The organism is Nocardia callitridis (assembly GCF_039543305.1).
GTDB lineage: Bacteria > Actinomycetota > Actinomycetes > Mycobacteriales > Mycobacteriaceae > Nocardia > Nocardia callitridis.
Map to the genome: position 1 here is coordinate 301,161 of NZ_BAABJM010000001.1, position 14,401 is coordinate 315,561.

The 14,401-nt window shown below is 65.8% G+C and carries 14 protein-coding genes; 10 read left to right on the forward strand and 4 right to left on the reverse strand.

Annotated elements, in window-relative coordinates; genetic code table 11:
- Window positions 1-124: 124 nt before the first annotated feature.
- Both ABEA50_RS01360 and ABEA50_RS01365 read right to left on the reverse strand, forming a co-directional pair.
- Window positions 125-1,363 carry a hypothetical protein gene (locus tag ABEA50_RS01360; RefSeq protein WP_345493115.1) on the reverse strand — a complete coding sequence of 413 codons (1,239 nt, stop codon included), beginning with the start codon at window positions 1,361-1,363 and terminating at the stop codon, window positions 125-127.
- A gap of 245 nt (window positions 1,364-1,608) precedes the next feature.
- Window positions 1,609-2,232, reverse strand: coding sequence for a CHAP domain-containing protein (locus tag ABEA50_RS01365; protein WP_345493116.1), 624 nt, complete (start codon window positions 2,230-2,232; stop codon window positions 1,609-1,611).
- Between the two features lie 342 nt (window positions 2,233-2,574).
- Here ABEA50_RS01365 and ABEA50_RS01370 point away from each other — a divergent pair, with 342 nt between their 5' ends.
- From ABEA50_RS01370 to ABEA50_RS01390, 5 genes are read left to right on the forward strand one after another with little or no spacing between them, the layout of a single operon-like run.
- Window positions 2,575-3,225 carry an ABC transporter permease gene (locus tag ABEA50_RS01370; protein ID WP_345494600.1) on the forward strand — a complete coding sequence of 217 codons (651 nt, stop codon included), beginning with the start codon at window positions 2,575-2,577 and terminating at the stop codon, window positions 3,223-3,225.
- The gene (locus tag ABEA50_RS01375; protein WP_345493117.1) at window positions 3,218-4,492 is read left to right on the forward strand and encodes an ABC transporter ATP-binding protein; all 1,275 of its coding nucleotides are present in this window, start codon (window positions 3,218-3,220) and stop codon (window positions 4,490-4,492) included. The genes ABEA50_RS01370 and ABEA50_RS01375 overlap by 8 nt, the downstream gene beginning before the upstream one ends.
- Window positions 4,489-5,259: an ABC transporter permease gene (locus tag ABEA50_RS01380; protein ID WP_345493118.1), complete on the forward strand. Its 771-nt coding sequence runs from the start codon at window positions 4,489-4,491 to the stop codon at window positions 5,257-5,259. Before ABEA50_RS01375 ends, ABEA50_RS01380 begins: the two co-directional genes overlap by 4 nt.
- Window positions 5,259-6,230: a glycine betaine ABC transporter substrate-binding protein gene (locus ABEA50_RS01385; protein WP_345493119.1), complete on the forward strand. Its 972-nt coding sequence runs from the start codon at window positions 5,259-5,261 to the stop codon at window positions 6,228-6,230. The genes ABEA50_RS01380 and ABEA50_RS01385 overlap by 1 nt, the downstream gene beginning before the upstream one ends.
- Before the next feature lie 50 nt (window positions 6,231-6,280).
- Window positions 6,281-7,288, forward strand: coding sequence for an alpha/beta fold hydrolase (locus ABEA50_RS01390; protein ID WP_345493121.1), 1,008 nt, complete (start codon window positions 6,281-6,283; stop codon window positions 7,286-7,288).
- Window positions 7,289-7,487: 199 nt separating this feature from the next.
- On the opposite strand, the gene ABEA50_RS01395 is transcribed toward ABEA50_RS01390, so the two are convergent.
- Window positions 7,488-8,942, reverse strand: coding sequence for an MFS transporter (locus tag ABEA50_RS01395; RefSeq protein WP_345494601.1), 1,455 nt, complete (start codon window positions 8,940-8,942; stop codon window positions 7,488-7,490).
- A 70-nt stretch (window positions 8,943-9,012) separates the two neighbouring features.
- Here ABEA50_RS01395 and ABEA50_RS01400 point away from each other — a divergent pair, with 70 nt between their 5' ends.
- The 5 genes from ABEA50_RS01400 to ABEA50_RS01420 all read left to right on the forward strand — a co-directional run bounded on the left by ABEA50_RS01400 (window position 9,013) and on the right by ABEA50_RS01420 (window position 13,139).
- Complete coding sequence (locus ABEA50_RS01400; RefSeq protein ID WP_345493123.1) at window positions 9,013-9,495, forward strand: MarR family winged helix-turn-helix transcriptional regulator; 483 nt, start codon at window positions 9,013-9,015, stop codon at window positions 9,493-9,495.
- Window positions 9,496-9,560: 65 nt separating this feature from the next.
- The gene (locus ABEA50_RS01405; RefSeq protein WP_345493124.1) at window positions 9,561-9,896 is read left to right on the forward strand and encodes a hypothetical protein; all 336 of its coding nucleotides are present in this window, start codon (window positions 9,561-9,563) and stop codon (window positions 9,894-9,896) included.
- A gap of 559 nt (window positions 9,897-10,455) precedes the next feature.
- Complete coding sequence (locus ABEA50_RS01410) at window positions 10,456-12,483, forward strand: lipase family protein (RefSeq protein WP_345493125.1); 2,028 nt, start codon at window positions 10,456-10,458, stop codon at window positions 12,481-12,483.
- 136 nt (window positions 12,484-12,619) lie between these two features.
- On the forward strand, window positions 12,620-12,877 hold the full coding sequence (locus ABEA50_RS01415) for a type II toxin-antitoxin system Phd/YefM family antitoxin (RefSeq protein WP_345493126.1): 258 nt from the start codon (window positions 12,620-12,622) through the stop codon (window positions 12,875-12,877).
- On the forward strand, window positions 12,870-13,139 hold the full coding sequence (locus ABEA50_RS01420) for a Txe/YoeB family addiction module toxin (RefSeq protein WP_345493127.1): 270 nt from the start codon (window positions 12,870-12,872) through the stop codon (window positions 13,137-13,139). Before ABEA50_RS01415 ends, ABEA50_RS01420 begins: the two co-directional genes overlap by 8 nt.
- 170 nt (window positions 13,140-13,309) lie before the next feature.
- Here the strand turns inward: ABEA50_RS01420 and ychF are convergent, their stop codons facing one another.
- A complete protein-coding gene (ychF, locus tag ABEA50_RS01425; protein WP_345493129.1) occupies window positions 13,310-14,389 on the reverse strand; it encodes a redox-regulated ATPase YchF in 1,080 nt (359 codons plus the stop codon).
- Between the last annotated feature and the right edge of the window lie 12 nt (window positions 14,390-14,401).

A 14,401-nucleotide genomic window follows, 5' to 3' on the forward strand; every position in this document is an offset into this window, starting at 1 on the left:
GTCAGACCGCCGCACGCTGCGCGGACTCGAACGCAACGGGATGGTCGAACGCATCGCGTCAGCGGGCGCGGCACGGCCCGGTGCGGGTGCGGCCCTCAGCGCGAGGACGCCGCGGCGGCACACATCAGACGGCCTTGTCGATCCGCGCGGCGACATCGATGATCCGACCGGATCCCGCCGCGATCTCCTTGCCGATCACCTTCGCGACCTGGGCGATAACCTGCTTCTTGATGCCAGCGAGCATGCCGAGGGTGGCCGCGCGCATGCCGTGCGCCTTGAACTCCATGCTGATGCGCTCGGGATCCGGCGACGACACATCGATGACCAACAGCAACGGATCGGCGGCACGCGCGGTCAGGGTCAGATGCACCTCGACGTCCGCGCGGTATCGGTTGGCCTTGAGCACGTCGACGGTGATGTCCAGGCCCACCGGTATGACCAGATCGAAAGTGGTCGGTTCCCGGGACTTCTCGGTGAGCGAGGGCACCCGCACCGCGCCGTGCACCGTCACCGTCGCCGACTTGCGCGGGCCGGTACGCAACGGCCCGACCTCGATCGGGCGACCGGCCAGCCGCTCGACCACCTCGAACACCCGATCACGCGTGACGACCTCGGTGAAGAAGCGGTGCCCGAACCGGCCGTAATCGGTCCAGTCGAAGGACCAGTCGAATCCCGCCCGCTCACGATGGGGGGAACGGTCGCGCCCGACAATGGCGTCGATGTCGAAGACCCGCTTGCCTCGCGCATGCGGGTCGGCCAACATGGCGTTGACCCGCGCGGCCACCTCACGGGGCACAATGCCCGCGATCGGGTCGAGCAGGAACTCCCACGCCGATTCGACGGCTTGCGCGCGCAAGAAGAGACTGACGTCCTCGGCGGCGACCGGAGGAATGTCGATGACGATGAGCACCGGCTCGGCGGTACGCGCCCGCAGCGTCAGGTTGATCTCCGCACGCGCCTGCAACCGCAATTTCTTGCCACCGAGCAGCAGCTTCAACGTGAAGGTCGCGGGAACGGTCACCGCGTGATTCACGCCGGGCCCGTGATGGGACACGACCGGCTTGCCGACCTTGCCCTCGGCCACGAATCCGGCGAGGCCCGCGGGGCCGATCGAGAGCGGGCCGATCGTCATGCCCCGGCCCGCGATCCCGGCGACGGCGGCCTCGATCCGTGCCGCGGTCACCGCATGGGTGACGAATCGTTCACCGAATTCGGCGTAGTCGAGCCACGGCCGCTCGGTGTCGGAGACATCTACTTCCGGGCGAACTGCGGGGAGGTCGCCGGAAGGACTCGCACCGCGGGAATCGGGCGCCGCGCGCTCGATGCGGGCGAGAGCGCCACTCGGTTCGTCGGTCGGCTGCATGGGATGTTTCGAACCCTCACCTCTCGATGGACACCCGACACGGTACGCGACACATCATGCCCGATCCTGCCCGAACCATAACCGCGAAGATCCCCGCCCTACCGATGAGGGAAGCAGGGCGGGGATCAGCGGCGACACTGCCGGGTGTCGTCGCTCACATGATAGTTCGACCGCGTCGGGTGCCCGCACGCACTCCGCACATCTAGTGTCACTGAACAGCAATGACTTTCGTATTTCCGTGATTGTCACAGTCGGCCGAAACCGACGAAACCGGCGACGTCGGTGAGCGCGAAGCGTTCGACCCGTATCTCGTCGGCTTCGTTGCCACCGATCACGGTGAGCACCCCGGCATCCTCGACGAGCACCATGTTCGTGTGCTGCCCGAACGCGCTGGAACTGTCGTAGAGCAGCACATCACCCGTCCTCGGGCGGTAGTCCTGCCCCGCGGGAACGAACCGACCTTGCGCCTCGTAGTACTCCTGCAACGTCGCGACACCGGGGATCCGCCACGAGCCCGAATTCGGGTTGGACAGTGGCGCACCCGCCGCGCGCATCAGCCAGCTGACGAAATCGGCGCACCACGACTCCTCGACACCCTGGGAATACTTCGTTCCCGCACCGGGATCGGCGAACTCACGCTCGGCCGCCGCGACCAACTCCACCTGGGTCGGCGTCAGCGCCGACCGGTCGATCACCGGAAATTCGGTGAGGCGCTCCCCCAGCAGCGCAGGTCGGGTGTGCGTCTGCCACCAGAGGGCCCCGACCACCAACGCCGCGACCACCCCGATCGACGCGACGACCGCGAGCAATCGCGCGCACCGCGAACCACTCGCACGCACATCCCGTTGTCGCCGAACTCGTTCCGACATCGTTTCCCTCCCCATCGAGATCCACCCCGGTACCTCCGCGGGCCGAATCTCCACTTCTCCGATCAACGCACACCCGTCGCGCCCGGTTCCAGCACCGATGACGCTGGCGGCGCACCCGTCGCCGCCCGACGATCCACTCGACGCGCGGCAGGAGGTCTCGACGCGCGGCAGGAGGTTTCAGCGCCCACCTGATGGGGCACTCTTAAGCAGCCGGTCGATCACAGCGTTGTCGCCGAAGGTCAGTCGGCGCCGCCGGGCCACGCCCCAATGCACCGTGCCCGACGACAAACGCGACGCCTGGCGATAGTCTCCGAAGACGCTCGCCTCGACCGGGAGGTACCCCTGGACACGCTGTGGACGTTCCTCGTGCACCGCAGGCAACAGTTGCTCACCGACTCCTACCTGCACGTTTCGGCCGTGGTGCAATCGGTGATCGTGGCGACACTCATCGCCGTACTCGTCGGAATCCTGGTGTATCGCAGCCCGTTCGGCTCCGCGATCGCGACCGCGCTGGCCAGCGCCATCCTCACCGTCCCGTCGTTCGCACTGCTCGGACTGCTGATTCCGTTCCTCGGACTCGGCGTCGGGCCCACCATCACCGCACTGGTGCTCTACGCACTGCTGCCGATCCTGCGCAACACCATCATCGGCCTCGACTCGGTGGACCCCGCGGTCACCGATGCGGCGCGCGGAGTAGGTATGAACCGCTTACGCGTACTCACCACCATCGAGCTGCCCTTGGCTTGGCCCGCCATTCTCACGGGCATGCGCGTCAGCACCCAGATGGCGATGGGCATCCTCGCGATCGCCGCCTACGCCAAAGGACCGGGCCTGGGAAACCTGCTCTTCTCCGGCCTCTCCCGCGTCGGCAGCGCCAACGCGCTGCCGCAGGCGCTGGTCGGCACGGTGCTGATCGTCGTGCTCGCACTCGTACTCGACGGGATCTTCGTCCTGATCGGGCGACTCACCACCTCGAGGGGACTTCGTGACTGACACCGAAACCCATGCCGACCCCGGCGCATCGGCCGACTCAGGACATTCGGCGGTCTCCGGCGTCGAGATCGTGCTCGACGCGGTCACCAAACGCTATCCGGGGCAACGCGAACCCGCGGTCGACAACGTCTCGATGACCATCCCCGCCGGTGAAACCGTGGTGCTCGTCGGCCCTTCCGGCTGCGGCAAGACCACCACCATGCGGATGATCAACCGCCTGATCGAGCCGTCCTCGGGCACCATCACCATCGACGGCCGCGACGCGCTGTCGATCGACCCCGACCGATTGCGCAGGGGCATCGGCTATTCCATCCAGCAGGCGGGTCTGTTCCCGCACCTCACGGTCGCCAAGAACGTCGCGACAGTGCCGGGACTGATCGGCTGGGACCGCAAGAAGATCAACGCGCGCACCGACGAAATGCTGGAACTGGTCGGCCTCGATCCCGATACCTACCGCAATCGGTATCCGCGCCAACTCTCCGGCGGACAGCAACAGCGCGTCGGGGTGGCGCGCGCGCTGGCCGCCGACCCACCGTTGCTGTTGATGGACGAGCCGTTCGGCGCGGTCGACCCGATCACCAGGGGACTGCTGCAAGATGAATTGCTGCGCCTGCAAAGCGAACTCGGCAAGACCATCGTGTTCGTCACCCACGATTTCACCGAGGCGGTGAAACTCGGCGATCGCATCGCGATCCTCGGCAACCAGTCGCGCATCCTGCAATACGACACCCCTGCCGCCATTCTCGCCGACCCCGCCGACGAGACCGTGGCCGGATTCATCGGCGCCGACGCCTCGCTCAAGCAACTCACACTCACCAGGGTCGAAGACGTCGACCTCGGCGAATGCCCAACGGCGACCGAGGACCAACCCGTCGAAGGACTACGTTCGGCCATCGCCGAGCGCGAATGGCGCTGGGGCCTGGTGCTCGACCGGCAGCGTCGGCCACTGCGCTGGGTATCCACCGACCATCTCGCGCACGCGAGTTCACTGCGCGAGATCGGGCTTCCGGTCGGCGAAACACTCACCCTGCGTTCGACATTGCAGGACGCACTGGAGGCATTGCTTTCCGAGCAGACCGCCACCGCGGTCGTCACCCGCAAGCGCGGCGAATACGCGGGTCTGATCTCGATCGACACCCTCGTCGGTCACCTGTCGAACATGCGGGCCGAGTACGCGCACGGCACGAACGACGCGCCCGCCGAGCAGGGCGGCGCCGTCAGCGGCACCGGAGCTACCGCGATCGCCGGAGCGGACGACGCGACATGACCTCGACAACCGCGAGCGCGACCGCGCCGAACGCCCAACGGGCCGAACGTCTCCGGTTGTTCATTCAGCCCGTCGTGGTGCTGCTGCTCGCCGCGGGAGTGCTGGTGTGGGCGTTCGCGCGTGAGCTCACCGCCACCCAACAGGCCAGCCTCACCGTGGCCAATGTCGCCACCGTCACCTGGCAGCACATCCTGATCACGGTGACCGTGGTGGTGATCGTCGTGGCTATCGCGGTACCGCTCGGCACCCTGCTCACCCGACCCGGATACCGGCGTCTCGCACCGTTTTTCGTCGGCATCGCCAATATCGGTGCTGCCGCGCCCGCGATCGGTCTGATCGTGCTGTTCTATCTCGCCACCCGCACCACCGGCTTCTGGATCGGGGTGGCGCCGATCGCGTTCTACGCCCTGCTTCCCGTGCTGCGTAACACCATCCTCGGCTACCAGCAGGTCGATCCCACGCTCATCGACGCGGGCCGAGGCCAGGGCATGTCGGCGCGAACGGTGTTGCGGCGCATCGAATTCCCGCTCGCGATTCCCTATATCCTCGCCGGATTGCGCACCTCGCTGGTACTCGCGGTCGGCACCGCGACGCTGTCGTTCCTGGTGAGCGCGGGTGGGCTCGGCATCCTGATCGACACAGGGTACAAGTTGCGCGACAACGTCACCCTGGTCGTCGGCGCCGTGCTCGCCGTCGCACTCGCCCTGCTGGTCGACTGGCTCGGCGCGCTGGCCGAACAGTACCTCGGCCCGAAAGGGATGAAGTGATGCGATCGTTGCGCCACACCGCCCTCGCGGCCGGACTGCTGCTGTTGGCCTCGTGCGGGCTGCAATCCGGTAGCGCCGTCCCACTTCGGGTCGGTCCGGCCAGTATTCAACCGATCGAGGCACTCGACGGCGTCCCGATAACCGTCGGCTCGAAGGACTTCAGCGAACAGAACATCCTCGGCTACCTCATCGAATTCGCGTTGTCGGCGGCGGGAGCGGAGGTTCGTGACCTCACGAATATCCAGGGCTCCAACAGTGTTCGCGACGCGCAACTGCACGGCCAGATCGATATCTCCTACGAATACACCGGCACCGGTTGGATCAACTACCTCGGCAATGAAAAGCCCATCCCGGACGAAAAAGGCCAGTTCGACGCCGTCCGCGATGCCGACTTGGCCGAAAACGGGATCGTGTGGACCGATATGGCGCCGATGAACAATACGTATGCGATCACCACCAGCAAGCGCACTTCGCAGGAATCCGGCGTGCGCACGCTCTCGGAATTCGCGCGGTTGGTCGAGACCAACCCCGCCGCCGCGTCGATCTGTGTCGGCACCGAATTCAATGTTCGACAAGACGGACTGCCGGGTGTGATCGAGGCATACGGAATCGACTCCGGAAAATTGCAGAAGCAGATCGTGCAGGATGCCGTGGTGTTCCAGGCCACGGCCGACGCGAAGCAGTGCAAATTCGGATCCGTCGCCGCCACCGACGGACGCATTCCCGGCCTGGATCTCATGCTCCTGCAAGACGATCGCACCTTCTTCGCGAAATACAATGCGGCACTGGTGATGCGGCAATCCTTCGCCGAAGCACACCCCGACATCGCCACCGTCATGGCGCCGATCTCGCGACTACTCACCAACGAGACCATTACCGAACTGAACCGCCAGGTCGATGTCGAAGGTCGCGAACCCGCCGATGTCGCGCGCGACTGGCTGGTTGCCGAGGGATTCGTCACAGCCCGGTGACCTGCACATAGTTGATAGCTTCATCACGTAATTCGAATAGGCGAACACCAATGAACCGCAACGAAACCGACGCCGTGAACAGCCGTGACGCGACCCCGGATTCGGCCGAAGACGGATTACTCGCCTACGCTGCACGAGTGGCAGACGATGACTTGTTCCTCGAGCCGAATATAGGAAAGCCCACCGAGAAGGTCGGCTATTTCGCCGACCAGGCGGGTTTCGACCGATTCTGCGCCGCGTACACCCACGGTATGGCACAACTGCCGGACTACGCAGAACGCGTAGCCGTGCCCACTTCCTTCGGCCCCGTTCGCGCCTACCGTTTCGGTGACGGAGGTGGTATCCCCGTTGTCCTGCTGTCCGGTCGTCAGGCCTCGACACCGATGTGGCGGTCGAACCTGCCCTCGCTGATTCCGGGGCGCACGATCTGGTCGATCGACAGCATCGGTGAGCCGGGTGCGAGCACCCAGCGTGAACCGTTGGTCGCGGCCTCCGAGCAGGCCGCCTGGGTGGCCGAGGCGCTCGCGGGACTGGATTTGGAGCGCGCACACCTCCTCGGCGCGAGTGTGGGTGGCTGGCTCGCCCTGCGCGTCGCGATCCACCGCCCCGAACGCGCGGCCTCGGTGACCCTGCTCGACCCCGCCAACTCGTTCGCACCGCTGAGCTGGAAAATGGTCGGCGTCTCGTTGGGCACCGTGATCCCCGGTGTGCCGGAATCGATTCGACACCGATTGTTGAGTGAGATCTCCGGTGGCGGGGAGGTCGACGAGACCATCCCCGAGGGTCGCCTGATCGCTTCGGGAATGCGCGACTACCGCTCGGCGCAACCGCTGCCGGTGCGGCCCACCGCCGCGGAACTCGAGGCGATCAACGTGCCCGTGCTGGCCCTCTTCGGCGGCCGCAGCATCGCACACAGCGCGTCACGGGCCGCCGACACCGCGCGCACCATTCCCGGCGCCCAGGTGGAGGTGTGGGACGACGCCTCGCACGCGATCTCCGGGGAATTCCCCGATCGCATCACCAAACGCTTCACCGAGTTCACCACGCCGATTCCCTAGGAAACGCGGTCTCACAGATCTCGGGCTCACAGATCTCGGGCGTGAACCGGCCGGGGGGGCGCGTCACGTTCTCGAGACCGTGGATTTCGACCCTCTCGACCGGAGTCTGCTCACCGGCCAACGCCGATGACAACGTCGACTCACTCGCATCGTTCGGCCCAACCAGTGCGACCACCGGACCGGCTTCGACCTCGAGTGATCAGGCGTAGCCCTGCGTCGTCGCCGCGTCGGGCGCCTTCCGCATCGGAATACATGCGGTGAGCGCGATGCCGACCAGTGCGGCGACCATCGCGATCAGGAACGTCATGTGGAAACCCTCGCGGCTGGGCAAGGCGTGCCCGCCCAGCGTGGTCGTCATGTGCGCGAGCACCACACCCATCACCGCCGCCGAGGTCGACGTACCGATCGAACGCATCAACGAGTTCAGGCCGTTGGCCGCCGCCGTCTCCGTGATCGGCACCGCGCCCATGATCAGCGCTGGCATCGCCGCGTAGGCGAGGCCGACACCGCCCGCCACGATCACGGAGGCGAGGATGATCTGCCAGACACTGTTCATCATGACAACGGCACATAAATAGCCGGTAGCTATAACAATGGCGCCAAGCGCGAGGGTGACTTTTGGTCCCCTGATCGCCGAAATTCGGGCCGAAACCGGCGAAAGCAGCATCATGACGAAACCGGTCGGCGCCAACGCCAATCCCGCGGTGATCATGGAAAGGCCGAAACCGTAGCCGGTCTCCTTCGGCGCCATCAGCAATTGCGGGAAGGTCAGCGACATGCCGTAGAGCGCGAACCCGACCGCGATGGACGCCATATTGGTGAACAGCACCCTCGGGCGCGCCGAAACCCGCAGATCCACCAGCGGAGAACGCTGCCGCAATTCGAAGGCGCCCCACGCCAGGAAAACCACCAGCGACACCGCGAACAGCACCAGTATGCGCGTGCTGATCCAACCCCAGTCCGCGCCCTTGCTGATCGCGACGAGCAGCGCGAGCAGCGCGATCGAGAGACCGACCGCGCCACCGAAGTCGAAACGCGCGGGAGTACGCACCGGCGATTCCGGGACGAACACGAAAACCAGTACCGCACAGACGACACCGAGCGCCGCCGAGGTCCAGAACAACACGTGCCAATCCGCGTGCTGCGCGATCGCCGCCGCGACAGGCAGGCCGATCGCACCACCGACACCGAGCGTCGCGCTCATGATCGCCATCGCCGAACCGACACGCTCCGGCGGCAATTCGTCGCGCATGATGCTGATGCCCAGCGCGATCGCACCGACCGCGGCACCTTGCAACGAGCGCCCGATGATCTCGAGGACCAGCGAGGACGACGCCGCGCACACCACCGAACCGAGCACAAGCAGAACCAGATTCGAGAACAGGATGCGGCGCTTACCGAACATGTCGCCGAGCCTGCCGCTGATCGGTGTCGCCACCGCGCCCGCGAGCAGCGTCGCGGTGATCACCCAGGAGGCATTGGACGCCGAGGTGTGCAGCAGGCCGGGCAGCGAGGGAATGAGCGGGATGACGAGGGTCTGCATCAGCGAGACCACGACACCGACCGTGCCGAGCGTCGCGATCAATATGGCGGGCGCGGGCGTGCGTCGATCCTCGGTGGAGACGGTCGGAGACGCGTCGGCAACAGTCACTATGTGTACGCTACATACGATATGTATGGTGCACAATTTGAATCGGCGTGACCGACACGACATAGTGTTCGCCATGTCCGACTCCGGTGTCGCCGACGACGTGGCGTTGTCCCGCTTGGTCTTCGAATTGGCGTTGTTCGCCAGACACTTCCCGGCCTCACTGCTACGCCGCCCCGGATTCCACCTCGACCGCTCGGCATTCCTCATCCTCACCCGACTGGAATCCGGCTGCGCACTGAGCCTGCGCGAACTGTCGCAAGCCTTCCAACTCGACATCTCCACGATCAACCGACAGGTCGCCGCGATGCTCAAGCAGGAACTCGTCGACCGCGTGCCCGACCCCGACGGCGGCATCGCGCGCAAGATCCGCGCCAGCACCAAAGGACTGGAGCTACTCGCCGCCGACCGCGCGCAAAGCTGCGACAACATCAACACCGTCGTCGCCGACTGGTCCGACCTCGACATCGGCGAATTCGGCAGGCTCATCGCACGTTTCAACGAATCCGTCGAACACCTCGAACACAATCCCTGGCCGCGACCACCGGAAATCCACTGAGCCGCCCGTCCGCCACGCCGAACTGACACGCGGCCACACCGCAGGTCAGCACTATGCTCGGCGCGATGAAAGGGCTGCGCGCGCAGGGCAACAGTCCGCCGCGAACACATCAGCCCGCCTGGTGGGACAACTACCTCATCGCACTGGCCGGGCTCGTCATGGCGGCGGGACTCCTGTTCGCCGCGATCACCGCGGCCTACGCGCGGGCCTACGTTCTCGCCGTCGCGCTTGCGACGGTGGCGGTTCCGTTCGCCGTGCCCACGCTGGTTCAGATCGTCAGTGAGCTGCTTGTGTATTTGAAGATCGTGGCGGGGGTTGTTGCGGTGGTTGTGCTTCTGCCTGCGCTCGCGGTGAGTCCGGTGGTACGAGGGAAGATGAAGAGGTGGTGGAGGGGGCGCTGAGGCTCGGGCGGGTGACCGACTGTGTGCTGGCTGATGGCTTTGTGGCTCGAGGGCGGGTTGGCACGTGAGTTTTCTGCGGTGCCGTGCGGGGTGATCGCGACCGCGGTCGACAACGTCATGGTGCACGGCGTGGAGATGTTCGGGCGCAAGGACGGGGTGCGGGGTGATACGCGGGGGCGAGATACTCCTCGCTGTATTTTTGGCGGCTGGCGCCGCGTGGTTCGCGGCCCCGAGGTCTCGCGCTCGAGCACCCGTTTCTTGCTCCTGCGTCGCCTGCGAGACGGGTACTCGAACGCGAGACTGCCGCGAACTTACCGTGCCGGTCTCGCTTCGCTCAGAACACGTGTCTCGGCGGCTAGAGGTAGTGCTGAGTTGGGTTCGGGTGGTGGGGGTTTCACCGGGGCGAGAGCCGTGTGCATACAAGATCACAAGGGCATAGGTGCGATGTATGCCGCATTGTCGGCTGATGGTGGCCTGCTGATCTTGGGTAGCGGGGGTGCTGGATGAGGAGTCGTATGGTTGGCGGGTGGGCGGTGTTGCGGCGGACGGAGAGTCTCGGATGGGCGGGTTTGGGCGTAAGTGGGATGTGCGGGGGCTGGTGTGGGTGATTTCCGGGGTGGCGGTGCTGGTTTCGGCATTGCTGCTGTATCGGCCGTTCGGGGTTTCGTTGGTCGCCGGTCGGGTGGTGGTTGCCGTTGCGATGCTGGTGGTCGCGGGTTCGGTGGGCTGGCGGTGGTGGGCGGCGCGCCGTTCGGTGGAGCACGGCGACAGCATCGATGGTGAGCGGGACACTGCCAGCGTCACAACAGCTTCGGATGCACGTCCGGCAACCTCGGGCGCCGCGACCGCTTCCGACGAGCCGTCACAGGGCTCCCCGGCGGCGCGCTCCGGCTGGGCAGCTCGGGGCGAGTCCACATCGGTTCGTCGCAGCAGCGGGGTGAAGCTGTTGACGTCCTCCGCATCCAGCGACCCCGATCGGGACCGACGCTCGCGACGGGTGCTCGGGATCGAAGCGGTCTTCGCGGTCGGCGCTGCCATGCTCGGGTTTGCCGCGATCGGCGCGTCGGCTTCGGTGGCGATGGTGTGGGTCGGCGGGTTCTTTGTCGGTGTCGGCCTTTTCGAGCTGATCGCGGGTGCGCGCCGAGATGATCCGTTGGCCGCTTCGGCGGCGCTGGCGGGGTGGTGGGTGTTCATCGGTGTCGTCGTCGCGACGTTTCCGTTCCGGACGGGGCTGGACTTCACCGCGTATACCCTTGTCGCGCTGGTAGTTACCGGGATCTCGATGGTGGTGCGTGGTGTTCGACTCACCCTGCCGCTGCCGAGGGCGAGTGCGCTGCGTTGGTGGCGGCCCGTCGCGGCGGCGGTACAGCTCGTTGTCTTGATCGTCGGTGTGGGGTTCTACGTGAACCTTGTGGCGCAAGCCGCGAACGAACGCACCGAACAGACCAGGCTCGACGCGTTTTACGAAGTGCCCAAGGACATTCCGGCCGGCGCGCCGGGCACCGTGATTCGTTCGGCGCCGCTCACACCATCCGGTGTCGACGGCGACGGATGGCGAGTTCTGTACTGGTCGCAGGACCGCAACGGGACGCCGACGGTGTCCTCCGGGTTGGTGTTCGCACCGCACGGCGGCACCACCAACCGGCCGATCATGAACTACGCGCACGGCACCGTCAGCCTCGGCGCCGAATGCGCGCCGAGCCGCCGCGGCGCGGTCGCCGAGACCATGCCCTGGCTCGAGGACGCCATCGCACGCGGTTGGGTGGTCGCGGCCACCGACTACGCGGGTGCGGCGGGCACCGACGACGACGGTGAGCACTACCTCGTGGCCGCCGACCAGGGCCGCGACACCCTCAACGCCGCGCGCGCCGCCCGCAACCTGCCCACCGGCGCTGGCACCGACATGCTCATCTACGGCGTGTCCCAGGGCGGGCTCATCTCGTTGGCCGCCGCCGCGCTAGCTCACGATTACACGCCGGAACTGCACCTGGTCGCCGACGGGGCCGGCGCCCCGGCCTCGGACCTCTCGGGCATCCTCGCCGACGATCCGCCGAGTCTGCTGCACGGCTGGGCGGTCACCCCATTCGTGATCAACCAATTCCCCAAGGTGTATCCGCAACTCGATCCGAACGCGCTACTCACACCGCAGGCCGCCGCCCGTAACCGCGAAGCGGCCGCCGCCACCTGCACCGGCACCCCCGCCGCCGCCCTCCTGCCCCGCCTCGCCGTCCTCACCGGCATGGGCGACTACTTCGCCATCGACCCGCTCTCGAACCCCGCCTGGCGCAGCGCCTTCGACGAAAACCGCGCCCCCGACCTGCCTCCCGGCGTCCCCGTCTACCTCTCCCACGGCCTCGCCGACGAACTCATCCCCGCTAAATTCACCGCCTCCCTCACCCGCCGCTACTGCGCCGCCGGAATCCCCGTCACCACCCAGTGGGTCCCCGACACCGGCCACGACCTCAACACCGAAAAAGCCGTCTACCCCAAGATGTTCCAGTGGTTCGCCGACCACCTCACCAACACCCCCACCCCCAACACCTGCGCCGACCCGCTCCCCGTCGAACCGGCCGACGGGGTGCGGTGAGGCGCTCGTCTGATCGTGAAGCCACGCGTCAGCTAATGAGCTGCCCCCTGAGACGGAGCACTCCAGCAACCACACTTGCACGATTGCGTTGCAAGTCGTACGATATCTCGTACAACTTGCAACGAAGGGTTTTGCGATGTCCGCGCTACCAATATCGACCGTTCGTCAGCAGCTGTTCTCCCTTGTACAGCAAGTAAACGACGACCACGACACCGTCACCGTGGTGACGAAGAGTGGCGAGAACGCGGTACTCGTCTCTGAATCTGACTGGAATTCCATCCAGGAAACGTTGTACGTTCTCGCCACCCACGGCGGGGTTCGCCTGCTCGAATCCGCACGCGAGGCAGATCGAGGAGAGTTCGAAACGCGAGAATTGCTGGACCCGGATGCCTGACCGCAAGCTCGTCTTCACGTCCTACGGCTGGGAGACCTACACGTCCTGGCTCGCCCGCGATCGATCCGTTCTGAAGGCCGCGAACAAACTGATCGCCGCAGCGCTAGCCGACCCGTTCGCGGGTATCGGGAAGCCCGAACCACTCAAACACCAACTCGCAGGAAAGTGGTCGAGGCGTATCACCCGAGAGCACCGGTTGGTCTACTTCGTGACCGACACCGAGCTTGTCGTTGTCGTTGTCGGCGGGCACTACGACGATTGACCGCCTGGCCTCGCACATTTGCACCTATCCGGAAAATGCGTCGACGCGGCGACACCTGCCAGGATGACGGCGGCGCGTGCGGCGTTGGAATAGCGCCAAAGATACGAAACAGCGCTCCGAGCCCACGCATTCTCACAGTCCGGCGTAACTCTCAGACACCGGCGCAACGGCTACACGTTGAACCTGAACTCCACGACATCCCCGTCCCGCATCACGTAATCCTTCCCCTCCATACGCACCTTCCCCGCCGCCTTGGCCGCAGTCATCGCCCCCGCATCGACGAGGTCGGTGAAGGCGACGACTTCGGCCTTGATGAAGCCGCGTTCGAAGTCGGTGTGGATGACGCCTGCGGCTTTGGGGGCGGTGTCGCCCTGGTGGATTGTCCAGGCGCGGGCCTCTTTCGGGCCCGCGGTGAGGTAGGTCTGGAGGCCGAGGGTGTGGAAACCGGCGCGGGCGAGGGCGTGTAGGCCGGGTTCGGTTTGGCCGATGGATTCGAGGAGTTCCAGGGCGGACTCGTCATCGAGTTCGAGGAGTTCGGCTTCGACCTTCGCATCTAGGAAGACCGAATCTGCCGGGGCCACACTGGCTTTCAATTCCGCGACCTTCGCCTCGTCGGTGAGGATCGACTCGTCGGCGTTGAAGACGTAGAGGAACGGCTTGGTGGTGAGCAGTGAAAGTTCTTTCAGCAGTTCGGTATCCACCTTGTCGCCTGCGGCGAACAGGGTGGTGCCGTTGTTGAGGAACTCCTGCGCGGCCTTCGCCGCCTCCGCGACCGGCTTGCGGTCCTTCTTGATCTTGGCTTCCTTCTCCAGCCGCACGACCGCCTTCTCCAGGGTCTGCAGGTCGGCGAGGATGAGCTCGGTTTCGATCACTTCGATATCGGAGGCGGGGTCGACCTTGCCGTCGACGTGCACCACGTCGTCGTCGGCGAAGACCCGCACCACCTGACAGATGGCGTCGGCCTCGCGGATGTTGGCGAGGAACTTGTTGCCGAGGCCCGCGCCTTCGGAGGCACCCTTGACGATGCCCGCGATGTCGACGAACGACACGACGGCGGGCACGATGCGCTCGGAACCGAAGATGTCCGACAGTTGGTTCAGCCGGGGATCGGGCAGTGGAACCACGCCGACATTGGGCTCGATGGTCGCGAACGGATAGTTCGCGGCAAGCACGTCGTTCTTGGTCAGCGCGTTGAACAGCGTCGATTTTCCGACGTTGGGCAGGCCGACGATTCCGAGGGTGAGACTCACGAGGACTGGAGT